Origin of the sequence: Mycoplasma hafezii (genome assembly GCF_049942695.1) — a bacterium.
Taxonomy (GTDB): Bacteria; Bacillota_I; Bacilli_A; order Mycoplasmatales; family Metamycoplasmataceae; genus Mycoplasmopsis; species Mycoplasmopsis hafezii.
The window spans coordinates 1-25,510 of record NZ_CP187940.1; the positions used below are offsets into that span (position 1 = coordinate 1).

Here is a 25,510-nt window from a genome sequence, read left to right on the forward strand (position 1 = left end):
TTTTTAACATACTTATTAACAATTTTATTAAGATGTTTATAACTTACTTTTAACTCTATATTTAAGCATTAAAAGATGTTAATAATTTTAAATAAAAAAAGTTATCCAATTATTTATATTTTTTATTGAATTCACAAGTTTAAAATAATAAAATTATTATATGAATAATAATGAGCAAAATATTAGTTTAATGAACACTACCGCATCTTTAAATACGTACACAGAACAATTTAAAGAATTTATGCAAAGTGAGATAAATGACAATATGATGTATCAAACATTTTTCAAAAATGTAAGGATTATCAGATTTCAAAATAATATAGTTACAATCTTAATCAAACTATCTTCTCCAAGTTATACAAGCAAAATTAAAATTATGTTTAACGATAATATTAATAAAGCGATTCGTGAAATTTTTGGACCAAATATTAAATATCATTTAGTTGATAAAGAAGATATTGAATTTGAAAAAGAAATTCAAAAACACGAAATACCAACAAATGAAGAAAATACAACACCTGAAGAAAAGAAAAAAGAAGTAAAAACTATAAAAAATCAAGGAAATATGAATAGAAATTACACTTTCGATAATTACGTTGTTAGCGAATTTAACAAAGAACCTGTCGAAGTATGTAAAAAATTATTGGAAGAAAATTCAGATTTACCTATTATTTATATTTCAAGTAAATCAGGTTATGGTAAAACACACTTACTTCATGCTTTAGGTAATGCTTTTTTAGATAAAAATAAAACAGCAATTTATGTTAACCCAACAAACTTTACAAGAGATATCTCAGCTTTATTACAAGAAAATAATCAAATCAAGATTGCAAAAATTATTAAATATTATTCTGAAATAGATTTATTACTTTTTGATGATTTTCAAATTTTTGGAGATGGTCAAAAGAAAGCTACAAAAAACTTTATTTTCCAAATCATTGATGGAAGAATGCAAAAAGATAAACCAACAGTTATTGCATGTGAAAATGAAGTAAACGAGCTTTCTTCAATGTTTGATGAAAGATTAATTACTCGCTTTAGTTCTGGATTTATCACAAAGATAAAAACACCAAATAATCAAGATTTAGCGAAAGTTTTTGACTTTTTACTAAAATCTTATGAATTTAATGAAGATGATTTAGATGAAAAATCTAAGTCATATGTTATTAGAAATCACTCAACTAATATTCGTGCTCTCTCTGGTGCCGCAAGAAGAATTAGTTACTTTAAGAAAGATATTGTTAATGCTGACTATGTTTACAACGTAATAGTTAATTGCTTTAAAGAAGTAGTAAAAAGTCGTGAAAATATCACACCAGAAATTATTTTAAAAACTGTCGCAAAATATTATGGAGTATCTGTAAAAGATATCGTTGGAAAAAGCAGAGTTAGCACAATAGTAATTGCAAGACATATTTCTATGAATATGTTTAACCAAATCTTAAATTTATCTTCAACTGAAATAGGAAAATATTTTAATAGAGATCATTCAACAGTTTTAAATGCACTTAAAAAATATAAAGAAGAGAATTTAGATAAATCAACATCAGAAGCGATGAATTATCTAAAAGAAAAGATATTCGGAATAAACTAGGTACTTACTAGTTAATTATCCACAAGCAAATTTATATAAAAAGTTTATTTTTTTAATTAAAAATTATTAAATAATTAATTTTTTATTATTTATCCACTTATCCACAATATATATTTATTATTTAGGAGAATAGGCTATGAAATTCACAATTTCTAAAAATCTAATTGAACCAACAATTGATTTTTTATTCAATTATGTTGATGTAAATGATACTAATCATTTAGGAAAAATGATCGGAATCGAAATAGATTCTAATGTTCTTAAATTTATAGTTAATACAAATAACTTTGGAGTTAAAAAAGAGTTTGAAGTTGATGAAAATACAATCAAATTAGAAAACTCAGGAAAAGTAATTATTAATGCTTCAATCTTAAAAAATGTTGTTAAGAAATTTGATAAAGAAATTACATTCGAAACAAATAATGAAACTATTGTTATTACCGAAGGATTGACCAGATACGAATTAGCAACATATAATGAACACAAGTTCTTTGTTATTGATTTCTCAGATTCATCTAACCGTTTTGAAGTTAATTCAGAAATGTTAGATAAAACAATAAACGATGTTTGTGTTTCAACATCAATTGCTACTGATAAATTAAACTCAACAATGTATAAATGTGTTCATATTAAAAATGAAGATAATTTAATTAGACTTAGTGCCACAGATTCATATAGAATGTCAACAGAAACAATCAAAACAATAGTTCCTATTAATATTGATGTAGTAATTGAAGCAAAAAGCTTAAAAAAATTAATTACTAAAGAAACCCCTAAAAAAGTATTTGTATTTTTTAACTCAAGTAAATTAGGTATTTCATACGAAAATACTATAATTCAAGCTAACTTAACTTCAATTCAATATATGGATACATCAAGATTATTCAAATTTGATGTAGCAAATGTAATTAAAATTGACAAAAGCGAATTAAATAATTTAATTAACAAAGCATTATTTGTTACAAATGATAAGTCAAGACGTTTAGAATTTAAATTCTCACAAATGGGTATTAATTTAAATTTTGAAGTACCAGAAATTGGATATTCATCTGCTCATACTTCAAATTATGAATTAGAAGGTCCTGATTTTGAAATGGATTTAGATTACCTATATCTTAAAGATGCAATTAGCACTTTAGAAAATGGTAAAATTATAATATATATTAGCGATAAGTATGATAAGTTGTTATTTGTATCAGAACATGATGAAAATAATAAACAATTAATTACTCCATTGAGAAAATACTAGGAGGATATATGATTATCAAAATCAAAGGAGATAGTATAAAAGTTAGTCAATTTTTAAAGAAAATTGACGAAATTCAAACTGGTGGTGCTTCTAAATCATTTTTAGAAACTAATACAGTAAAAATTAACGGTGCGATAGCAAAAGGACGTTCATCAAAAATTCGTCCTGGTGATATAGTATGAGTTAATGATACTTTAATTAAAGTGGAATCAACAGAAGAAGAATAAAAAAGCAGAACTAGAATTTTTTTCTAATTTCTGCTTTTTATTTTGGAATTTAAACTAAAGAATAATCACGTATTCTTTCACTTAAATACTTCAATGTTTTTATATCTAAATTATTATTTAAATATAAACTAATAAAGACGAATAAAATATTTATATTTATAAAACAAAAAATCATATATATAAAAAATTGGTATTCAGATTTAGAAATAATTAAACCGATAATTAAAATAGGTAAAATAGAGATAAAATGAATAAAATAAAAATATAAGTTTCATTTATTTTCTTTTCTTAAATACTTTAACTCTAATTTATTTATCTCGTCAATGTTTATTCAATTGAAATTAAAATTAAAATAAATAAAATTATTTACGTAAATATATAAATTTGATTTTGAGTTTAATATTTTATTCATTTCGAAAATAGAGTCGTTTTGACTGTGGTATTTTGTTAATTTATATAATAAAACTCAAAAACCAAAAAATAGCTCTAATAATAAATAACCAATTAATATATAAGTATAAAAATTATGATTTTTTCAATAAATAGAAAAAAATACTATAAATAGTAAACCTAATAAAGATAAGAAAAACCAAATAATTAAACCGTATGAAATTTTTTTCTTAAAAATATATGATGAATCTAAATTGTTTTTATAATTTAAATTAAATTTAAAACTTTCTTCGTTAAAATAATGATTTATTAATTTTTTCTCCGTTTTTTTATAGATTGATAAATAAGTTATATAAATAATGAAATTAATTATAAAAATCAAATAAAAAATAATCATATCAATATCAGTATAAAATAAATTATTAAAGTTTTCTGATGTTAAAAGTAAAGATAGAAGTGGTATATAAACTAAAGATATATAAAAAATAAAAGTAAATCTATATTGAAAATATTTTTTCAAAATATTATATTTAATAAAATGTTTAATTTTAAAATCACTTAAATTAAACATTTCTTTTTTTATATTTACAATATAAGTAATTAAATAAATAATTATATTTTTTTGATTAATTTCTTTTTTTAATTTTAAGATTTCCTTAAATAAACAAATAAAAAATATTATTAATAATAATGTCGTTAAAGAAATGAAAGAGAGACAAAGAATGTTGGTATTTTCTAAATTTTTATATCAAACAAATAAAAAATCTATTTCTAGAATTAATAAATTAAAAAATAATATTATTGAACACATTAAATTAGATATAAAAAATAATTTCTTTTTATATTTAAAATATAAATTTAATTTTTTATACATAATTAATATCCACGACTAGAAATAAATTTTAATAATTCTTTATGTGTTTCTGATGTAAAAATATTATCTCTAACCTTTATATCTATCATACACATTACTAATGCTTTTATTAATTTGTTTATTGTTTTTAAGTGCATTTGATTATACTCGGAGTCTTTATATAAGGTTTTTAATGTATATTTGATATAAATCAATCCATCTAAAGCTCTAAAATTAATATATTGTTTTTCTATTTCTGAAAAAAGATTAGTGAATTCTGCAGACTGTGATTGAAAACAAGCGTGAATTCAATAATTGTAATTTTCTACAATTTTTACATAAAAATTCATAAAATTTAAACCTTTTTCGCTTGGATTTTCAACCAATTGAACATATTGATTGGTAATATATTTTAATTTAGAAATTTCCCCTTCTTTTTCTAAAGGTGTTATTTTTTTATTAAAAGGTAAACTTAATTCATTTATTTTTAGCATTAATTCAGCGATTGGTTCACAATTTTTATTTATACCTAATAATTCCAAATGATAAAAATAATTTCAATCAACTAAAATTTGATCTTTTTTAGGTTGTCTATATCCTTCTGAAAACGTATGACTCATATGTTTTGAAATTCAGTGTATTAATGTCTTTTCTACTTCGTCTTTTAATTTTATTAGAAATTCTTCACTAATATCATCGTCGCTAAATACTGAATTAATTTCCTTTCAAAATAAACAACCATAACCTTTTAAGTTTTTTTCTAAATATTTTAATAAGTTTGTTGATGAAGAATCTGTTATGTCTTTACTTATTGCTTTTTTAATAGCATCATCCACAAAAGGAGAAACAAATTTTTCAAAAAAATTAGTTACATCAATACTGTTAAAAACAGGTTTTAAAAAATTTACACTTGGTTTACCAGCAAAAATGAAGAGAATGCTAGAAATTATAAATAAATCAGATTCTAGTTGTTTTTTACGACTGTATTCACTAAAATTATCATTAGGCTTTTTATATATTTCGTAAATTTTATCTCAAATACGATTAACTTGAAAATTAAAATCTATCAATTTATTCACTTCTTCTGGCCTTGCAGACCTATCAGTATTCTTTTGTTTTAAAATTAAATCAGGATTTATATTAAAAATTATTGATATATGTTTAATTAATTTTTCTTTCTCAGATTCGGTTTTTAGATTAATTTCAAATATTTCTGACAGTAAATTTTTAGAAGTGTTTTTTATTAAATTTAAGTAAGATAAAAACTCTTTATGATAAAGGTTTTCTTTAATAATAATTTCATCATTTTCTTTTATAAAACTAGGGTTAATATTAACATTTGTGATACTCATAATAGTTCCTTACTAAAAGTAAAAATAATTTATAAAAATCCAAACAATACATATTAGAATTTATTTTTTTATAAAAAATATTATGTAAATTCACACTTAAATCGAAAATTTGATTTATTTTATTTTTTATGTTATGCATTAAAATTTTTCATAAAGCAACGTCTCTAAAATGAAAAATATTATTTTTTTCATTATAAAGATTTATATCATTTACGTTATATTTTATGATGGTATCAAAGATCACGTTTCTTAATTCGTAAATATAAAACAAAAACTTATTGAATTTTTTTAAACTTGAATTATTTTTAATTTTATTGAGATAAATAAATATTTTTCTCTTGTTTAGGTGTGTATTAAAGTAAGAAAAAGAGTTATAAATTTGATTTAAAGGGTGATTGTATGATGATAGTAAATTAATAGGCGCATCCAATAAAAAACAATTTATTATATTTAAAGAATCTCGATTATTTATCTTTAAATCTATTTTTGATAAATCGAAATTAACTCTTTGTATTTTTTTAGTTTTGTCTATATTTTTTGAATCTCATTCCAACCTTTCGGAAATGGTTAATAATTGAATAATTTTTGAAAATTTAAAATATTTATAATTAACAACTTTAATACCGTTTCAATTTTCAATAAATTCATTATTAATAAATTTATTTAATAAACTCTCTATTTTTATTATTTTATTGTTTATTTTGATCAAATAAATTTTATGTGTTAATTCATCTTTAATCTTTTTTATAATCTCAAAATTTAAAATAAATTGTTTTCATCTTTCTGTGGTTTTGCTAATCTTTTCGGTTTGAGTTTGTTTTAATATAACATCAACATCTAAAAAATTCCTATTAATTCATTTTCTTTGTTTATACATATAACTACCATATAAAACGAAAAATATATTATTATGCGAAATTTTTGTAAAGATATCGTTTAATTCTTTCATAATTAATAACACCTAAAATTATTATATTCTTTTTTTAATAAAAATACCAGTCTGTGAGACTGGTACAGCAATTTATTTAACTAATTCAAAATTATCTTTAGAAACAGTTAATACATTTTTAATTTCAGGTAACAAATCACCTTCGATAATCTTAAATGCGATAAAGCTTTCGATATGTTTTTGGATATATCTTTTAATTGGTCTTGCGCCATATTCTGGATCGTAAGCATCCTGAACAATTTTAGAAACAACTTTATCATCAAAATCTAAAATAATAGATTTGCTTTCATATATTCTATCTTTAAGTTTATTAAGTTCTAATTTAATAATTTCTTTTAATGCTTCTTCACTAAGCGGCTTGAATTGTACAATTTCATCAATTCTGTTGATAAATTCAGGTTTCATAAATTGTAATAAGATTTTTCTTAAATCTTTAAGAGGAACATTTCCATTATCTTGAATAATTTCGCTTGCTCCTAGGTTAGAAGTCATAATTACAATTAAATTACGACAGTTAATTAATTTTCCACTAGAATCTGTGATTGTACCATTATCAAGTAATTGTAAGAAAACATTTAAAACATCCGCATGAGCTTTTTCGATTTCATCTAATAATAAAATTGTGTATGGATTTTTACGAATTTTTTCCGCTAGTGTTCCACTTTCGTTAAATCCAACATATCCTGGAGGAGCACCAATAATTTTAGATACTGAGTGTTTTTCCATATATTCACTCATATCTAAACGGATCATTTGTTTTTCGCTATCAAATAATTCATAAGCTAATTTACGTGCTAATTCTGTTTTACCAACTCCAGTAGGTCCTAAGAATAAGAAACTAGCAAGAGGTTTGTTTGGATCGTTAATATTTGCTTTGCTTCTCATAATTGCTTGTGAAACTAATTTAACAGCTTCTTCTTGACCGATTAAAACTTTGTTTAAGTTTTGTTCCATATTAATTAATTTAGCTTTTTCGGTTTCAAGTAGTTTGTTAACAGGGATTTTAGTTCACTTAGAAATAATTTGAGCAATTTCTTCTTTTGTAACAATATCTTTAATTAAGCTGTCTTTGTTTCTTGATTTTTCTGATAGTTCTTTTAATTGTTTTTCTTTATCTGGTAATTCTCCATATTTAATTTTTGATGCTAATTCATAATTACCTTCGTTTTGTGCATTATTCATTCTAAATTTAAGGTTTGAAATTTCTTTTTGAATTAATGAAATTCGATTAAGTTGTTCTTTTTCTTCATTTCATTGTTTAGTTAATCTATCAATTTCGTCGCTTAAATCTTTAATTTTTCCACTCAATTCTTCAATAACTGGATCATCTTTTTTATGTGTTGATAATAATGCGGCTTTTTCGACTTCAAGTGTAATTCTTTTTTGTTGTGCTTTTTCTAAACTTTCAGGTTTAAAATTCATTTCAGTTTTAATTGTGGCAGCAGCTTCATCAACTAAATCGATTGCTTTATCTGGTAAAAAACGATCGGTGATATATCTGTTTGATAAATTTGCAGCAGCAATTAAGGCGTTATCGTCAATTTTAACTTTATGATATTGTTCTAAACGACCTTTAATTCCACGTAAGATAGTAATGGTGTCTTGCACGCTTGGTTCGTTAACATCAATTCTTTGCATTCTCCGTTCAAGAGCAGGGTCTGATTCGATGTACTTACGGTATTCATCATATGTAGTAGCACCAATTAAGTGTAAAGCACCACGCGCCATTAATGGTTTAATAATGTTTGCGGCATCCATACCAGCATTTGAACCTGCCTTACCAGTACCGATTAACATATGGATTTCATCGATAAAAATAATTGTTTCGTTTTTAGCTTCTTCAATAGCTTTAAGAACTTCTTTAAGACGTTTTTCGAATTCACCTTGGTAAGAAGCACCGGCAATTAAGGAAGCTAAATCTAATTCGATAACTTCAGCATTTTTTAAATTTTCAGGAACTTGTCCATCTAAAATTTTAATAGCTAAACCTTCAACAATAGCAGTCTTACCAACTCCTGGTTCACCTACTAAAACAGGATTATTTTTAGTTTTTCTACTTAATATACGTATCATCCTTCTGATTTCTTCATCTCTACCAATAACGGGTTCGAGTTTATTTTCTTTTGCTAAATCAGTTAAATTTCTACCGTATTTTTTTAAAGGATTTTCATTTGGTTCTCAACTTGCATTCATACTTACCTCCTATTAAAATTTTAGCATTTTGAAACTTCTCATATCACAATATAATTGATTAAAAAATACAATTAATTTTTATAAATTAGTTTCCAAAACAAAACTACATAAAAAACTTTTAGCTCTATTTTATAGTGTTAAATGATTTTTAATAAAAAAGATTACATAGAAAATTCTATGTAATCAAGAAAAAAATATTGTTTTTACAATATTTAAAATTGTTAAAAATATAGTTTTTTAACAGCTTGTTCAAATTTAAAAATATTTAAATTAAATTGTTTTTGGTAATTATAAAAAACATATTTTAATAAATAAAGAGTTAATTCCTTAGAGGTGAACTCACTAGTGTTAATGAAATCTGCTCCTAAAGTTAATTTTTGCGATGCAAATATCATTGTAGATAAAATTAATCTTTCGTAATATTGATCTGATTGTTTTGTTTTAAAAGCTAAATCATCTCTTAAATATTGATCTAAATACACTTCATTTCTACCTGTTTTATTAAATTGATACATATAAGCTTTTTTATATTCAAGTGATGGTGTAGCTTCTAAATTATAAGCTCTAAAATCATCTAAACTAATTTTGATAGGATGATTCATTTTAAAAATATAACAAACAACAAAAAATATTAAAACAATTCAGAAAACAATAGAAATTGAAAGAATGATAAACGGAATATATAAACTAAATTTAGCAAAATCAATATTTGAAGTGTTGTTTTTATATGTGTTAAATGTAGTAAAAATATAAACCAACACAAGAATAATAGTGATTAAAATCAAGCATCACAAAGTGATGAAACGATTTAAAAATTTTTGTTTTAGTTTTTTTGAATATAAACCGCTTTTATAGAGTTTTTTTAAATTATTTATATGACCAACGTAAAATAAAGTAAATAACATTAATATAGATCAAGTAAGTATTACGTAATACATTATTTCACACCTCCTTTAATTATGTTTTGAATAGGTTTGTAACTTTTTCTATGTAAATTAGTAACTCCACATTGTTGAAGTGCTTCGCTGTGCTTCTTAGTTCCATATCCTTTATGTTCGTCAAAATGATATTGTGGAAATTCTTGACTAAGTTGTCTCATATATCTATCTCTTTGAACTTTAGCAATTATACTTGCGGCTGCAACGTTTTTTGATATTTCATCCGCTTTAGCAAAACTATAAATATTTTCACAAGGAACGCTAATTTTTTCAAAATCAGTAATTACAACATCAATTTTAATATTTTTAGATATTTCATTAAAACATTGTTCCATACCTAAAACACTAGCTTTTTTAGGACCGATTTGATCGACAGTTTCGTTATCTATAAAAGCCACAAAATACTCTAATGCTAATTCTTGAGTAATTAAGTCATATAATTTTTCTCTTTTAGCTTCAGGGAATTTTTTTGAATCGTCAATTAATTTTAAATTCGACTCAGAAACATCAGGTTTTAAAACACAACCAGCAACCACAATAGGTCCTGCTCACGCACCTCTTCCTGCTTCATCTAAACCGAGTATCTTAGAATTTTTTCATTCTTTTTCTATATTATGTATATCCATAAAATAAATTATATAAATAATATTGATAAAATTAAACTATGGCAGATTATATTATTGGAAAATGCAGTACTTGCAACAAGGTACAAGAATATTATTTTGGTGATTTTGAATTAAATACAGAAATTAAGTTTTTTCTTGAAATGATCAAAACAAAACAAATTAACTTATTTAAAAAAGAAAAATTTATGGATTTTTATAAAGACTACATAAAAAATAATGTTAAAACAACAGAAGTAACTCCAGAAAAAATAGACGAAACACTTGATAATTTATATAAAGAAATAATGAATTTCTTTTCAGATGAAGAAAAACAATTGCTGCAAAAAAATATTCTTATGGAATATCAACAAGCGGTAGTGCCGGTTTATAAAACCGAGTATTTTCATAACCCTGAAAAAGGTGTTGTTTATCATCACCAACACCTATATTTAAAATTTCTAGGTGGATTAGATTATGTTAGAGATTATGATAATTATCAAATATTTAAAGCTAATGTGGAAGAAGATACAATGCTTTGTCCATTCGATGGTACGTATACAGTTAAAAAGATTAGTCAAAACGACTAATTTTTTTCTTGCTCGAACATCTTTTTATGGTTTTTACTCTTAAAAAGCTATAAATAAATTTAAAAAAAATATAATTTTTGTATGTGAAAAATATTTAAAAAGCTACCTAATTCAACAAAATGAAGAATAGGTTTATGTATCTTTATTTCAATATTTCCTAGCTTGTTTACAATGCTGATTCCACAGTTTGTCAAACAATTTATTAAAATCAGTGATATTACTCATCAAGTTAATTATGTTGAAATATTAAATTGAAAAATTTACCCTGAAACAATCAGTGTTTTATGGTTGCTTGTTATTTTAACTATTGTAGCTGCTCTGTTAAATGTTTTTGTTAATTTTGCGTCAATGCGTTTATCAGAGTACACAATCAGTCACATTCGTCATTTAGTTAGAATGGACTTATTTAAAAAATTAGTTAGTTTAAGCAGAGATGATATAGATGAAATTTCATATCCAACAATTATTACTCGTTTTGGAAATGATATTAGCAAAATAAATGGTGGTTTTTTTGTTATTTGTCGTTCATTTGCAAATGGTATTTTATTAATAATTTGAGGTTTTGTTTTTTCTTTACTGACAAGTTTAAGTTTATCTATCGCGATTGTTGTGGTTTTACCACTATTAATAATTGGTTCAATATTTGCGATTAAAAAAATCTTTCCTTATTATTCAAAAGAAAATACGTATTTAGATAAATTAAATGGAAGAGCTAAAGAAGATATCAATGGGATTGAATTAATAAAATCATACAATTTAGAAGAAGTTAAATTTAATCAATACAATGATGAAAATAAAAAACTCTTAAATATAGGTTGAAAATCAGCGAAAACTTCAGGTATAGCTTGACCTATTATTAACTTTTCTGTTTCACTAGGAAACATAATTGTTTTCTTAATATTAGGACTCACAGCCCATAATTTTACAAACCAAAACATCGGAAATCAAATTAGTAATGTCTTTTTATTTAGTTCATACTTAGGGTTAATTTCAAGTGGAGTATTTCAAGTTTGTTTTGAGTCAAACAAATTATTTAGAGCAGGAATAAGCTCAAAAAGAGTTTTTGAAATTTTAAATTTAGAAAGTTCTATTAAACCAGTTAATAGTGATATTAAAGTGGAAAATGGAAATGTAGAATTTAAAAATGTTACTTTCACATATAAAAATAATAAGAAAACACATGCATTAAATGATGTTAGTTTTAAAATTCCTGAAAATTCATCAGTTGGAATTATAGGTAAAACAGGTTCAGGAAAATCAACAATAGTTTCATTATTATTAAGAGAAATTCAACCTAATAACGGTAAGGTTTTAGTAGGCAATCATAATATTGAGCAAATTAATACTGAAAGCTTTTATAGAAATATTTCAGCAGTCTTTCAAAAACCGATGTTATTAAGTGGTAGTTTAAAAACTAATTTAAGTTTTGCTCAACCAGATGTACAAAATGAATTATTAGAAAAAGTTGCTACATTATCTTGTGCTGACTTTATTAAAGAATATGAAGATGAATATGAGCAAATAATTGGTCAACATGGAATTAATTTAAGTGGTGGACAAAAACAACGTCTTGCAATTGCTCAAGGTTTACTTAAAAATCCAAAAATTTTAATTTTAGATGATACTACCAGTGCTTTAGATAATGAAACGGATAAAAAAGTTCGTGAAAATATTTTAAAAAACTTTAAAAATACAACCTTAATTGTTATTGCTCAAAGAATTAAATCTATCCAAAATATGGATAAAATAATCGTTTTAAATGATGGAGAAATAGTTGGAGAAGGAACACATGAAGAATTATTAAAAAATAACCCATATTATCAAGAAATATATAAATCACAAAAGGAAAAATAATGAGATATAACTTTAATCGAACAGAGCAAAAAACAAAGTTTAAATTTAAAGATATTAAAGAAATCTTTAAATTAGTTCCTTTTTCTAAAAAGAATTGAGTTTACTTAATTCTTATTGTGTTATTTTCATCTGCACTAGGTAGCGGAATTTCTTGATTAACAGGGTTTATAATGAATAAATTTTTCAGTGCCGAAAATTTTGAAAGCACTTGAGCACAAAATATTACTTTCTTTTTCATTTTACTTTTAGTGCTTGCTTTATTTTATATTTTTAATCAATTATTAAATATTGCAAACAACTTGATAATAGGAAAAATATTTTCAAAATATTCATTTTTATTAAGAAAAGAAATTTACTTAAAAATACAAAGTTTACCAATGAGTTTTTTTGAAAATGAAAAAACTGGTGATTTAATGGCTGCGATTACTAATGATACTCAGAACTTAAGCGATTCTGTTTCTAGTATTGTTTCAAACATTTTAAGAGTAGGATTTACATTTGGAATTACATTAACCTTAATGTTTGTTTACGCACCAATCCTTGCATTAATTGCTGTTTTAATTATTCCTACAAGTGCTATATTTTTCTTCTTTGTAATTGGTAGAACTCGTGGATATTTTAGAAAGGCACAAGATGCGTTTGGAGCTTATAATGGTTATTTAGAAGAAGTGCTCGATGTTTTACCTCTTGTTAGAATTCATCAACAACAAGATCAAGTTTATAAAGAATTTGAAAAATATAGTTTAGCAGAAAGAGATGCGGGTCGTAAATCGGTTTTATTCTGACATGTTTTAAGACCAACATATAACTTTATTCACATTGTCAACCAATTAATTATCATCGCTTTAGCTACATACTTTTATCTACATAACATTCCAAGTTACGGAATAGTTCCTTTAAATTTTGGTATTATCACTTCATTTTCTATGTATATTAGTACACTAACTAGTCAAATTATGTCTATCATTGATTTTTCAAGTACTATGCAAAACGGATTAGCTTCTTGAGATAGAATTAAACGTATTTTAGATTTAGAAAGTGTTGATACAGATCCTAGTTTAAAAGAATTGCAATTTAAAGAAGGCAACATTGAATTTAAAGATGTTAATTTTGCCTACCCTTCTAATTTAGATAAAAAAGTTTTACATAATATTAGTTTTAAGATTAAACAAGGTGAAACGCTAGCATTAGTTGGTCACACAGGATGTGGAAAAACAACAATTGCAAAATTACTTTCAAAATATTACAAACCATTAAGTGGAAAAATATTAATTGACAACCAAAATGGAACGGATGTAACTGAAAAAAGTTGAAGAAAGAATATTGCTATAGTATCACAAGATGTTTTTCTATTCGAAGATACCTTTATGAATAATTTCAAATTAGTTAATAAAGATATTTCTGAGGGAGAAATTATTAATATTTGTAAGCAAACACAATTAGATGAATACATTTCAAAATTACCTTTAGGATATGACACATTAATTACTCATAATGGTGCAAACCTATCCCAAGGTCAAAAGCAATTAATTTCAATTACTCGTGCTCTTGTTTCTAATAAACCAATTATTATTTTTGATGAAGCTACAGCAAATATTGATACAGTAACTGAAGAGAAAATTCAAAACGCAATGAAATTCTTAATGAAAAAGAAAACAATGCTGATTATTGCTCACAGATTGAGCACGATTATTGATGCAAATCAAATTTTAGTAATTCAACAAGGAAAAATTATTGAAAGCGGAACACACGAGGAATTAATAAATTTAGGTGGAAAATATAGTTCTTTATACACTTCAGGTTTTAATGAATAAAAGAAACACACAAAATTAATTTGTGTGTTTTCTAATTTTAAAAGTTGTTTTACATACTTCGTTTAAAGCTGTTTTTCCGTGTAATTGCTCAAATTCTAAAACTTTATCCTGGACTGCCGAATTAGCTCCTAAAGGAAAAATGAAGTTTCATTGTTTGTTTTGTTCTTGCATGTGTTTTATAAGTAAATAACGAGCAATAATTGATGCACAAGCAACGGATAAACTAATGCTTTCAGCTTTTTCTAACAGAATAATATCAATATTAGGGTCTTGAATTTTTGCTCAGTTATTTTCAACTAATATATTTTTATAATATTTTAAAATTGCGTTAGTAGTTGAATATTTATCAATAATAACTAAATTAGCTTGGTTATCACGTTCAAGTAGTGTATTTAAAGCTTTAATATGACTAAAGAATTTTAATTCGTTAGCGTTGTAATTTTTAGATAGCGAGTTATAACCTTTTTGAGTTAGTTTATATGAGCCGTAGCTAATTTTTCCTATTAATTTAGGAGCAATAAATAAAATTTGCTTTTCACTAAGTTTTTTAGAATCTTTTACTCCAAGATCGATAGCTCATTGCTCTAATTCTTGTGGTAAAAAAGCAGCAACAGAAATAAGTGGTGTGAAGTAATCTCCAACACCAGTTTCATCTATTCCTATTACTTGCTTTTCTTTTAAATTGATATTATCTAAATTATCAGTAAATTTCATAATTTAATTTTATTCTTCTTCAGTAAATTTAGCAACTTTTTTAGCTCTAGTTTTTGATTTTTCAATTTCTGTTTTAGGATCATCAAGGAATTTGTTAATGTATCAACCAACTCCACCTTCTTTGTTTGTTTTATTACATCTAATTGTTGCGTATTTTTTAACATCTTTAGTAGCGTTAGACATAGCTACAGAGATGTTAGCAACTTTAAACATAGGTACGTCATTAAATCCATCACCAAGTGCAATTGTGTTATTTACGTCAATGTCATAGTAACGAATTAACATACTTAAAGCTTTACCTTTGTTAGCTGTGATGTTAGTCATATCAAAAACAGGAGATAATCCTTCACCTTTTGATCAGTAAGAGAATTCTGCTAAATCACCATAACGTCTTTTAAGATATTGTCTTAGGTGTTCAACGTCAGTATCTTTTTTAACATCAAAAATAATTCCTGTAGGCATTAAAGGTAGTTTGTGGAAATCTAAACCAATTTTTAGGTTAGATGAAGTGTTGAAACCAAACACTTTTTCTAAATCTGGGTCACGGTGTTGTAATTGAACTCAGTCTGGTCCTTCAATTGCAATGTTTGAAACTTCTTTACTTACGATTGGATCACCTAATACGTATAATGCTTCATTTAAGTTTAAATATTTAATATAAGGAATGAAAGCATCATCATAAGGGTGATGAATGTGAGCACCGTTATAGTTAGAAACAACAGTTTTTAAACCTAATTCATCATAGATGAATTTAGTACTTCTTCATGGTCTACCAGTTAAAATACAAACAACGTGTCCTTCGTCTGTAGCTCTTTTAATTGCAGCAACAGTTTGGTCGTGAATTTGTCCAGTTGCACTTGATTGTAATGTTGTACCATCTAAATCAATTGCGAATAAGTATCTATCTTTTTTGCCTTTTGTAATTCTTAATTCATCGTGCATATGTCTCCTTTAAAAATATAAAAATATTTTTCAGTCCTAAAATTATACTAGATTTATAAAATTGTGGTTTTATTTCCATAGTATTCCAGTTTTTATTTTTTCTAAAAAACTTTAATATTTTTAATACTAATTAGGTAAAATTTTGTTAATTAGGTTATATTTGTGTTATTATAGAGCAAATATAATGATGTACTTGAACTTCATTTAAGGAGAAAAAATGAAATATAAGCGTATTTTGCTTAAGCTTTCTGGTGAAGGTTTTGCGAATAAAGAAAAACACCTTGCAATCGATTATGAATTAGTTTCTAGAATTGCTGAACAATTAAAAGAAGTTGTAGCTCAAGGAGTAGAAGTTTCTATTGTTATCGGTGGAGGAAACTTCTGAAGAGGGGCTTCAGCTGAAAAAAATGGTATTCCAAGAAATAGAGCTGATTATATCGGAATGTTAGCAACAATTATGAATGGTTTAGCACTTAGAAGTGGATTTGAACACGCAGGATTAAAAGCGCGTGTACAAAGTTCATTAAATATTGATAAAAGAGTTGCTGAATACTACATAAATGAAAAAGCATTAAAATATCTTGAAGAAGGTGAAGTTGTAATTTTTGTTGGTGGTACAGGACGTCCATACTTCACAACAGATACAGCAGCTACTTTATATGCTTCAGAAATTGGTGCTGATGTAATTCTTATGGGAAAAAACAACATTGATGGGATTTACGATTCAGATCCTAAGAAAAACCCAAATGCTAAACGTTTTGATAAAATTACATATGATGAAGTGCTTGAGCGTGGTTTACAAGTTATGGACTTAACAGCTACAAGTATGGCTAGAGACAATAATATTAAATTAATGGTTTTTAACCTTTTAGAAGAAAATTCTATTGTAAGAGCTTTAAAAGGTGAAATTACACATACGGAGGTAATTAAATAATGGATTTCGATTTATATCAATTAGAATTCGAAGATAAATGTGAAAAAGCTATTAATCACTACAAATTCGAAATGTCAAAAATTTCAACAGGGAGAGCTAACCCACAAATTATTAAAGGAATTAGAGTTAACTACTATGATGTAATGACACCATTAGAAGAACTTGTTAACATTAGCGTTCCTGAACCTCAACAACTTTTAATTAAACCTTACGACATTAGTTCAGTTAAGGAAATTTTAAAAGCTTTAGACAAAGCTAACTTAGGAATTATTCCAGTAGATGAAGGTAACCAAGTACGTTTAACATTCCCTGCTTTAACAACCGAAAGACGTAGAGAAATGGTTAAAAGTATTTCAAAATACACAGAAGCTGCAAAGGTTGGTGTAAGAAATGCTCGTCAAGATGTAAATAAAGCAATTAAAAATAATGAAGAATTATCAGAAGACTTACAAAAAAACTTTTTAGACAGAATTCAAAAATTAGTTGATAAACAAATTAATTTTATTAACGAATTAGCAAAAGAAAAAGAAGATGAGTTAATGAATAAATAATTCACATTTGCTCCTTATGTATATAATATACATAAGGAATTTTTTTATATATTGACCTAATTATAAAAGGAGAGATAATGTACGATAATATTGCTGCAATCAGTTCAGGAATGCATATTAATCAACCGATTTCGATTGTAAGAATTTGTGGTCCTGATGCTGTAGAAATAGTTAAAAAGATTTTTAAAGGTAGAACAGGACAAGATCACCAAATTACTTATGGACATATTTACGATAAGGATGAGCTAATTGATGAAGTGCTTGTGATGTGATTTGTTGGGAAAGAAAAAGATGGACAAATCATTTATAACAACTATGTGGGTGAACCGCTGGTAGAAATCAATTGTCATGGTGGTATTGTGGTAACCAACACCATTTTAGAGTTATTACTTAAAAATGGAGCGAGACTTGCTGATAAAGGTGAATTTACAAGAAGAGCTTTTTTAAATGGAAAAATGGATTTAATTAAAGCAGAAGCTGTGCATGACTTAATCTTTTCAAAAACAAATTTACAAGCTAAAGCATCAATTAATCGTTTTAACGGTAAAACAAGTGGTTTAATTGATAAATTCTTGTATGAATTAGGGTATTTAATTGGACTATGTGAAGTTAATATTGATTATCCAGAATATGATGATATTGAACAATTAGATACAGGGATAATGATTGAAAAAGTTAAAGGACTAATTACTGAGTTAAAACAAATTGTTAAGATTTCAGAAGATTCTAAATATATTTTTGAAGGTGTAAGGGTTGCGTTATTAGGAAAACCTAACGTTGGTAAAAGTAGTATTTTAAACTCATTACTTTCAGAAGAAAAAGCAATTGTTACTGATATAGCAGGTACAACTAGAGACTTAGTTGAAGCTAGTTATCAAATTGATGGAATGCTTTTTAAACTAGTAGATACAGCTGGTCTTAGAAAAACAGATGAAAAAATTGAACAAATCGGAATTAAAAAATCTTTAGAACAAATTGAACTTGCGGACTTAGTTATTCACGTTATCGATCCGACTCAAAGCAAGGATGAGTTTGATGAAAAAATTGAAGCTCGTACTAAAGAATTAGGTAAATATTACATCAAAGTTCAAAACAAAAAAGATATTGAAACAATAGAAGCAAATGATTTAATTTATATTTCAGCAATCAATAATGATATTAAACCACTTGAAGAAGCACTTGTTTCTAATTTTAAAAATATCGATATTATGGATGAAAGAATCTTTAATAATACAAGACAACTTTCATTAATTAAAAGTGCATTAATGAGCCTTGAAGACTCATTAAACGCAATGCTTGATTCTCAAACATATGATGTAATTATCATTGATTTATATAATGCTTGAGATTCATTACAAAATATAAAAGGAAATGTAAACAGAGAAGACTTATTAGACATTATGTTTAGTAATTTCTGTTTAGGTAAATAATATGAGTAAAAAAAGAAATAAATTTGTCGATGCACACTGCCATTTAAGCATGGAGTATTATAAATCTCAAGAAATTCTTGATGAAATTATTAATGCTACTTACCACAATCGTGTTGAATTCTTAATTGTAAATGGTGGACACCAAAAAGAAAACATTGAAGTTAAAGAACTTGCTAAAAAATATCCTGCAGTAGTAAAACCTTGTGTTGGTTTTCACCCTGAAGATAAACCAGATGGAACTGAAGGTGCAAAATTAGAACCATTAATTGATGAAACAGTTGTTGGTGTGGGTGAAATAGGACTTGAATATTTTTATGATTGAGGTTCAACTAGAGAACAACAATTAGAAAGTTTAGAAGCTCAAATTTTAGTTGCAATCAAACATGATTTACCTGTTGTGGTGCACTTAAGAGATAAAGAAGATAGTGAACAAGCGTATGAAGATTTTTACTTTATTATGCAAAGATATCCAAACCTTAGAGTTATGTTACATACATATGCAGGAACTCTAAAATGAGCTGAAAAATTTATGGAATTTAAAAATCTTTATTTTTCATTTAGTGGTGTTGTAACTTTTGGTACTGCAGAACATACTCGTGAAGTAATTAAGTATTTACCATTAGACCGCATTTTAACAGAAACAGATTCTCCGTTTTTAAGAGTTCATCCATATACAGGTGAAAAAAATGAACCTAACACAGTTTTATATGTTGCATATTACATTGCTGGATTAAAAGGTATTGGAATGGAAAAATTTGTAGATCGTGTAAATAGAAACTTAAGAAATTTATTTAGATTAAAAGATGAAAAATAAAAAAGAAGTATTTGCTAAAAAACAATACGGACAAAATTTTTTACACGATAAAAATATTATTAATAAAATCTTAAATGTATTTCCTTATCAAAACCAAAATGTTTTAGAAATTGGACCAGGTAGAGGTGCTCTAACAAAAGAATTGGTTAAAGATGCAAAACAACTCACATGTTTTGAAATTGACCAAGATATGGTTAATATCTTAGAAAAAGAAATTGTAGCTGATAATTTCAAGTTAGTTCATCAAGACTTTTTAGAAGCAGATTTAAGTGATATTCAACCTAATACTTACGTTATAGCAAATATTCCTTATTACATTACTACTGAAATACTTTTTAAATTATTTGAAAATAGAGATAAATTTAGCGGTGTTTTATTAATGGTTCAAAAAGAAGTTGCTGAAAGAATTACAGCAAGCAAAAATTCTAAAGATTATTCTAAATTATCAATTAGTTCACAATATCTAGCTGATTGTAAAATTGAATTTATTGTACCAGCAGGTTGTTTTGTTCCTGCTCCAAAAATTGATTCAGCGATTATTTCTTTACGTTTTAAAGAACAAGAAGAAACTAAAGAATGAGAACAAATAAAGGACTTCTTTAAGTTGTGCTTCTTAGCTAGACGTAAAAAACTTTCGTATGCATTAAAAACAGTTTATAAACCAGAAGTAATTCAAGCTGCATATCAAAAATTAAATAAAGATGATAATTTAAGAATTCAACAACTAGATTTACAGGAAATAATTGAACTTTATCATTTATTAAATAAATAAATTGAGCGTAAGCTCTTTTTCTTTTCCGCAATCACTCCTAAACAAAATATAATTTATTTATTATAAGAAGAGGTTAATATGAAAAACATTAAATTTAAATTAGTTGATATTGAAAATCTTGAATTTGAAATTCTTGAAGATGCACCAAAAGGCTCACATTTTACATTAAAAGATTGAACTGTGGATGATGCTGCAATCATTAATGAATACGCTCTCAATAAAAAAGATGAATATCGAGCTGCAATTTTAAAAGAACATAATGATTACATTAATAAAAATTGAAAAAATATGTATCAATATAAAGAGTTAATGGAATCTTTTGATAAAAAAGAACTTTCTTGAAAAGAAACTGAATTAAAATATCGTTCTGAAATTGAGCTATTAAAACAAAAACAAGATATTGCGATTCAACAAGCTAAATCAGAATTCCAAAGTGAAATAGATAACTTAAAAGCTAAGGAAATGATTAATCTTGAAAGAGATAAATTAATCAAGGAAGCTCACGAAAAAGAAATTAAAAGAATTTATGAAACTGTAGAGCAAGAAAAAAGAAATCTTTCTTTTGAAAAAGAAAAAGCAATTACAGAGTTAAATCATCAAATGCAAATCCAAGCATTAAAATTAAGAAATGAAATTGAATTAGAGTTTGAAAATAAAAAACAAACTGAAATTGCAAAAATTGCAACAGAAAAAGAAACTCTAGAAAAAGAATTGCAAAACTGAAAAGGTAGATATGAAGGATTAACAGCAAGAAGATCTAGTCAAACTATGAAAACTCTTGCTAATGAGTTTGAAGATGAAGTACAAAGAGTTTTAGAAAATACATTTGGTGTATTTGACGAAATTGAATTTCAAAGAACCACAACACCTGTTGAATATTTAAATGAAAAAGGTGAAAAAGAAAGAGAAATGCCTGATTTTGAAGTTGTTTTTTATGATAAAAATGATAAAGAAAGAACAATTGGAAAAATCGTAATTGAAGCTAAGTCATTACAAACAACAAAAGGTTCAAAAGAAAATAAAGACTTCCTTAAAAAACTTGAAAGTGACAGAAAAAATTTTGGAGCAGATAAAGCTATTTTAGTGACTGAATTAAACCCTAATGATGATTTCTTTATTCAAACTGATAAAGCTTATCCAAATATTTACATCATCAGAATTGACATTTTAGCGAGCTTATTAAAACTTTTTTATTTAATAGCTAAAAAAGAAGCTGAAATGGAAAATAAATTTAATGTTTATAAAACACAAACATTGAATAAAGAAGAAATTTTAAATGAGTTTAGAAAATTTAAATCAGCATTATTAGAAAATCAAATAACTTATTTAAAAAATGGTGTTGGTGATTTGCAAAAAGAAGTTAATAACCTTTCGAACACAGTTATAAAAATGCAAGGTATTATTGATAGTAGAATTTTGAGCCATACAAGAACAATTGAAAACAAAATCAATCAATTTAATATTGAAAGAAAAATTATTTCACGTCTTGATAAAATAGGTCATTTTGAAAATGAATCAAATATTTGCAAATTAGAAGATATTAAAACTGAAACTGAAGAGGCAAAAGAAAAGGACATAAATGAGCCAACAACCAAATAATAATGAAATAGTAGTTTCTTGAAGTAATTTTAAAAAGATATTTGATAAAAATCCTACACTTATATATCGTAATGCAGAAGAATTAAAGAAAGAGTTGCAGCGACTTTGAGACAATATCTCGCAAGAAAAAATTATCATTGATGAAACAGATAGCGATGATGATTTTAATGATGAAGAAATTGATGAAAATACAATTAAAAAAATGATTCAAACAACTGAAACAAAAATTATGGAAGATGTTATGAATTTTGATGAATTCAATAATAAGACTTCACACCTTTTTGATTGATTTGAATTTAGTGATAACGAAAAAACTACACCTATTGAATTAAATGAACAATATGTTTTAATCAAAGGGAATAGTTTTAATCAATACAAAGCAAAAGCAATTGACTTTTATATTAATAAATATAGTTATAAACCAGAACAAGTTAAATATATTAGTGTTAGAAATAATGCAGCAGAAAAAGTAGAATTAACTAAGAAGCTTTTAAGTGACGATTCTGTTGATTTAATAGTAAACCCAACTTTTGCTGTAAATCATATTTTTAATAATAAAGAATATAAATTTATAGTATCAGCTAGTTTATATGATAAAAAACTACAAAAATTTACAGATATTAGTTTTAAATCTTTTGCTTCAATTATTGATAACCAAAAATGTTTATATCTTTATTTATGTTTAAAAGAACTTGGTGAAAACTTAGTTAATTTCCAAGATTACAGTGTGATAATTATTGATCCGCTCTTAAAAATAACCAAGAACTTCAAAAAAGGAGAAATTTCATTTTATGAATCTTTTGGTTCAAATTATAGAACTGAAGCGATTAATCCAAGTAAAGTTAAAGAATTAGAAGAAGTAAAAATTCAAAAACTTTTAAATGATACAGGGTTAATTAATCTACTAGAAATAGGAGATTTTAGTTCTTGAAAGAAATCGAAGTTTTCTTTTTATAATTCAGTTAAATATAATAATCAAATTTCTTACAAGACAAGTAATCCAATTTTAAAACAGAGTTGAAATTTAAGTAGATTTAAATCAATGGATGATTTTATAAATCAATTTAATGAGCCGTCTGCTTTTATTTTTAAAAGCGTTGAATATTCTGATTTTTACAAAAAGTTAGATGATTATTTAATAGTTTTAGATAAAGCTTGAGAAGAATTTGGAACAGATAAAAATATTTCGCAAGAGCAACTTAAATATTTCTTCTTAAGTAATGGTAATAAAGTAACAGAAATTCCAAACGGAGATAAAAAACCAAAAGTATTTAAAGAACCATTGATTGACTTACTTTACCAAAAATGATTTGAATTTAATCAATTAAATTATGAGTATGAAAATCAAATTAAAACTCGAGATGCAAATGCTGCGTTTATGAGTAATTCAAATAAGTATTATGCTGGATTGAATATTCCTAAATGAATTCAAAAAGATGTTGAGTTAAAAACATTATTAATTAACGTTCTGCTTGCTCATGATTTCGAAAGATTATCAGGTAAATATTATCAAGGTCGTGAAATTTATGATTATGGGTTTGTGAAGTTAAAGAATGATTTGTTTTATAAAACACAAGACTTTTTTAATTTTAATGTGGCTAATTTAATAAAAAGATTACATATTAAGAATGCAAGAATTTGCTGATATGACTATGAAGGTTTTTCTGATTTATTTCCTGTTTTAGATTATGTTAATCCTTACAACCAAGTAGTAAATCAAGTTTCAATCATCATCACACAAAATGGAAAAGAATTAAGCTGTGAAAATATTGTTAAAGATACTCAAACACTAAGCTTAAAAGACTTATGTGAAATGATTGAAGCTATTTATGCTGATAAAGCTGATTATTTTGTGGTATTTAATAAAAGCTATGAAAATACTAGAAATAAAGAAATTTTGGAGTTAGTTATTAATACCGTAAATGCTAATAAAGATATTGAGTTTTTAAATTGATTTTTTAACAGATTTGATACAGTAGAAAACTTCGCTAATATGATTAATCATATAAATGATAATACAGTCGATCTTGCTGATTCTTTTATGATTGTGGATTTAAGCAAAAATAAATATGCAGCATTTAATACTTCGACCGCTGATACATATAGTTCTTTTAGGGTTGAAAACCATAAAATTCTTAAAGAAGAAAATGCTGATAATTTTATAGCAAAAAATATCGCCACTTTCGGTCGAATGATGATTAGTATTAAGTATTTAAAATATTTTTATTCAATTAAGAAAATAGAAAAATATATTACTCACTATGAAATAGATTTAAAAAACAAAATAGTACCTTATACATCACTTAAAGAAGTTCAAAAAGGTACTGATGCAATGGAAAAAGCGATTCAAAGATATTTAGGAAGTATAGGTGATAACTTATGAAATAACCTTTTTGTTCCTAATCTTAAAAAATATTGCGAAAACGATGTGCGTGCAATGCTTATGGTTTATGACTTTGTTATGGAAATCTTAAAATCTGCTTATCCAGAAATTGAAGATTATCAATACGAATTAGTAGATGAAAATCAAAGATATGAACTTAAAGAAGGAAAATTAATTGTTATTTAATAATATAATATATATAAGGAGATGTTATGATAGAAAAAATAAAACAACTTAAAAAAATTAACTTAGCACAAATGATACTTTCTGGTATTTTTATCACATTTAGTTTTATATATATAATTGCATTTTTAGTATTTGTAATAAATTATATGAATCGCATACCTTTAGTAGAAGATATGAATTATAGTGCTGGTTATGAAGAAAGAGTGCAGGCATACATTCGTAATTGCTGAATTTTCGTAGGTGTTGGTACCACGTTTGCATTCTTGTTAGGTATTCCTATTCTAGTATTGATGATTGTTTCTTTAGTGAAATTTTCATCAATCACTGGTGAGGTAAAAAGTAGATTTGCTGATAATCCAAGCAATGAATTATTAAATAAAATCAATCAATCTACAACATTAATTTACGTATTTATAATTTTAGGATATTTAATTAATGGTTTATTTATCATCATGTATTACATTGGTGTTGTTAGAATGAATAAAATATTAGATGAAATCGAAAAAGCATATAACTAAACAGAAATTAATAAGTCACACAATTTAGTGTGACCCTTAATTAACCTTTACAGTGCAACACT

General features: G+C 25.3%; 22 protein-coding genes. 14 read left to right on the top strand and 8 right to left on the bottom strand.

The window, feature by feature from the left end; translation table 4 throughout:
- Positions 1 to 160: 160 nt before the first annotated feature.
- The 3 genes from ACPYPZ_RS00005 to ACPYPZ_RS00015 all read left to right on the top strand — a co-directional run bounded on the left by ACPYPZ_RS00005 (position 161) and on the right by ACPYPZ_RS00015 (position 3,070).
- Entirely contained in the window at positions 161 to 1,594 is a 1,434-nt protein-coding gene (locus ACPYPZ_RS00005; RefSeq protein ID WP_426461283.1) for a DnaA ATPase domain-containing protein, read from the top strand.
- 136 nt (positions 1,595 to 1,730) lie between these two features.
- Positions 1,731 to 2,843: a DNA polymerase III subunit beta gene (locus ACPYPZ_RS00010; protein WP_426461284.1), complete on the top strand. Its 1,113-nt coding sequence runs from the start codon at positions 1,731 to 1,733 to the stop codon at positions 2,841 to 2,843.
- Between the two features lie 8 nt (positions 2,844 to 2,851).
- On the top strand, positions 2,852 to 3,070 hold the full coding sequence (locus tag ACPYPZ_RS00015) for an RNA-binding S4 domain-containing protein (protein ID WP_426461285.1): 219 nt from the start codon (positions 2,852 to 2,854) through the stop codon (positions 3,068 to 3,070).
- Between the two features lie 49 nt (positions 3,071 to 3,119).
- Here ACPYPZ_RS00015 and ACPYPZ_RS00020 read toward each other — a convergent pair whose 3' ends face one another.
- The 6 genes from ACPYPZ_RS00020 to ACPYPZ_RS00045 all read right to left on the bottom strand — a co-directional run bounded on the left by ACPYPZ_RS00020 (position 3,120) and on the right by ACPYPZ_RS00045 (position 10,371).
- On the bottom strand, positions 3,120 to 4,334 hold the full coding sequence (locus ACPYPZ_RS00020) for a hypothetical protein (RefSeq protein ID WP_426461286.1): 1,215 nt from the start codon (positions 4,332 to 4,334) through the stop codon (positions 3,120 to 3,122).
- A gap of 2 nt (positions 4,335 to 4,336) precedes the next feature.
- On the bottom strand, positions 4,337 to 5,665 hold the full coding sequence (locus ACPYPZ_RS00025; protein ID WP_426461287.1) for a hypothetical protein: 1,329 nt from the start codon (positions 5,663 to 5,665) through the stop codon (positions 4,337 to 4,339).
- The gene (locus ACPYPZ_RS00030) at positions 5,646 to 6,614 is read right to left on the bottom strand and encodes a hypothetical protein (RefSeq protein WP_426461288.1); all 969 of its coding nucleotides are present in this window, start codon (positions 6,612 to 6,614) and stop codon (positions 5,646 to 5,648) included. The genes ACPYPZ_RS00025 and ACPYPZ_RS00030 overlap by 20 nt, the downstream gene beginning before the upstream one ends.
- 72 nt (positions 6,615 to 6,686) lie before the next feature.
- Positions 6,687 to 8,807 carry an ATP-dependent Clp protease ATP-binding subunit gene (locus ACPYPZ_RS00035; RefSeq protein WP_426461289.1) on the bottom strand — a complete coding sequence of 707 codons (2,121 nt, stop codon included), beginning with the start codon at positions 8,805 to 8,807 and terminating at the stop codon, positions 6,687 to 6,689.
- Between the two features lie 221 nt (positions 8,808 to 9,028).
- On the bottom strand, positions 9,029 to 9,565 hold the full coding sequence (locus ACPYPZ_RS00040) for a hypothetical protein (RefSeq protein WP_426461290.1): 537 nt from the start codon (positions 9,563 to 9,565) through the stop codon (positions 9,029 to 9,031).
- A 179-nt stretch (positions 9,566 to 9,744) separates the two neighbouring features.
- The gene (locus ACPYPZ_RS00045) at positions 9,745 to 10,371 is read right to left on the bottom strand and encodes a ribonuclease HII (protein ID WP_426461291.1); all 627 of its coding nucleotides are present in this window, start codon (positions 10,369 to 10,371) and stop codon (positions 9,745 to 9,747) included.
- A gap of 38 nt (positions 10,372 to 10,409) precedes the next feature.
- Here ACPYPZ_RS00045 and ACPYPZ_RS00050 point away from each other — a divergent pair, with 38 nt between their 5' ends.
- The 3 genes from ACPYPZ_RS00050 to ACPYPZ_RS00060 all read left to right on the top strand — a co-directional run bounded on the left by ACPYPZ_RS00050 (position 10,410) and on the right by ACPYPZ_RS00060 (position 14,605).
- The gene (locus tag ACPYPZ_RS00050; protein ID WP_426461292.1) at positions 10,410 to 10,937 is read left to right on the top strand and encodes a hypothetical protein; all 528 of its coding nucleotides are present in this window, start codon (positions 10,410 to 10,412) and stop codon (positions 10,935 to 10,937) included.
- Positions 10,938 to 11,018: 81 nt separating this feature from the next.
- Positions 11,019 to 12,791 carry an ABC transporter ATP-binding protein gene (locus ACPYPZ_RS00055; protein ID WP_426461293.1) on the top strand — a complete coding sequence of 591 codons (1,773 nt, stop codon included), beginning with the start codon at positions 11,019 to 11,021 and terminating at the stop codon, positions 12,789 to 12,791.
- Positions 12,791 to 14,605, top strand: a complete 1,815-nt coding sequence (locus ACPYPZ_RS00060; protein ID WP_426461294.1) for an ABC transporter ATP-binding protein — start codon at positions 12,791 to 12,793, stop codon at positions 14,603 to 14,605. The genes ACPYPZ_RS00055 and ACPYPZ_RS00060 overlap by 1 nt, the downstream gene beginning before the upstream one ends.
- A gap of 15 nt (positions 14,606 to 14,620) precedes the next feature.
- Here ACPYPZ_RS00060 and ACPYPZ_RS00065 read toward each other — a convergent pair whose 3' ends face one another.
- Entirely contained in the window at positions 14,621 to 15,319 is a 699-nt protein-coding gene (locus ACPYPZ_RS00065; RefSeq protein WP_426461295.1) for a ribonuclease HIII, read from the bottom strand.
- 9 nt (positions 15,320 to 15,328) lie between these two features.
- Positions 15,329 to 16,261 (bottom strand): Cof-type HAD-IIB family hydrolase, encoded by a 933-nt coding sequence (locus ACPYPZ_RS00070; RefSeq protein WP_426461296.1) that lies wholly within the window; start codon positions 16,259 to 16,261, stop codon positions 15,329 to 15,331.
- Positions 16,262 to 16,478: 217 nt separating this feature from the next.
- Between ACPYPZ_RS00070 and pyrH the strand changes: the two genes are divergently transcribed.
- From pyrH to ACPYPZ_RS00110, 8 genes are all read left to right on the top strand, one after another.
- Positions 16,479 to 17,195: a UMP kinase gene (gene pyrH / locus ACPYPZ_RS00075; RefSeq protein ID WP_426461297.1), complete on the top strand. Its 717-nt coding sequence runs from the start codon at positions 16,479 to 16,481 to the stop codon at positions 17,193 to 17,195.
- Positions 17,195 to 17,746 (top strand): ribosome recycling factor, encoded by a 552-nt coding sequence (gene frr, locus ACPYPZ_RS00080; protein ID WP_426461298.1) that lies wholly within the window; start codon positions 17,195 to 17,197, stop codon positions 17,744 to 17,746. Before pyrH ends, frr begins: the two co-directional genes overlap by 1 nt.
- A gap of 77 nt (positions 17,747 to 17,823) precedes the next feature.
- Complete coding sequence (gene mnmE / locus ACPYPZ_RS00085) at positions 17,824 to 19,176, top strand: tRNA uridine-5-carboxymethylaminomethyl(34) synthesis GTPase MnmE (RefSeq protein WP_426461299.1); 1,353 nt, start codon at positions 17,824 to 17,826, stop codon at positions 19,174 to 19,176.
- 1 nt (position 19,177) lies between these two features.
- On the top strand, positions 19,178 to 19,990 hold the full coding sequence (locus tag ACPYPZ_RS00090) for a TatD family hydrolase (RefSeq protein WP_426461300.1): 813 nt from the start codon (positions 19,178 to 19,180) through the stop codon (positions 19,988 to 19,990).
- Positions 19,980 to 20,762 carry a 16S rRNA (adenine(1518)-N(6)/adenine(1519)-N(6))-dimethyltransferase RsmA gene (gene rsmA, locus ACPYPZ_RS00095; RefSeq protein WP_426461301.1) on the top strand — a complete coding sequence of 261 codons (783 nt, stop codon included), beginning with the start codon at positions 19,980 to 19,982 and terminating at the stop codon, positions 20,760 to 20,762. The genes ACPYPZ_RS00090 and rsmA overlap by 11 nt, the downstream gene beginning before the upstream one ends.
- A gap of 78 nt (positions 20,763 to 20,840) precedes the next feature.
- The gene (locus ACPYPZ_RS00100) at positions 20,841 to 22,361 is read left to right on the top strand and encodes a DUF2130 domain-containing protein (RefSeq protein WP_426461302.1); all 1,521 of its coding nucleotides are present in this window, start codon (positions 20,841 to 20,843) and stop codon (positions 22,359 to 22,361) included.
- On the top strand, positions 22,342 to 24,930 hold the full coding sequence (locus ACPYPZ_RS00105) for a UU173 family protein (protein WP_426461303.1): 2,589 nt from the start codon (positions 22,342 to 22,344) through the stop codon (positions 24,928 to 24,930). The genes ACPYPZ_RS00100 and ACPYPZ_RS00105 overlap by 20 nt, the downstream gene beginning before the upstream one ends.
- 26 nt (positions 24,931 to 24,956) lie before the next feature.
- Complete coding sequence (locus tag ACPYPZ_RS00110; protein WP_426461304.1) at positions 24,957 to 25,448, top strand: hypothetical protein; 492 nt, start codon at positions 24,957 to 24,959, stop codon at positions 25,446 to 25,448.
- The last annotated feature ends 62 nt before the right edge of the window (positions 25,449 to 25,510 follow it).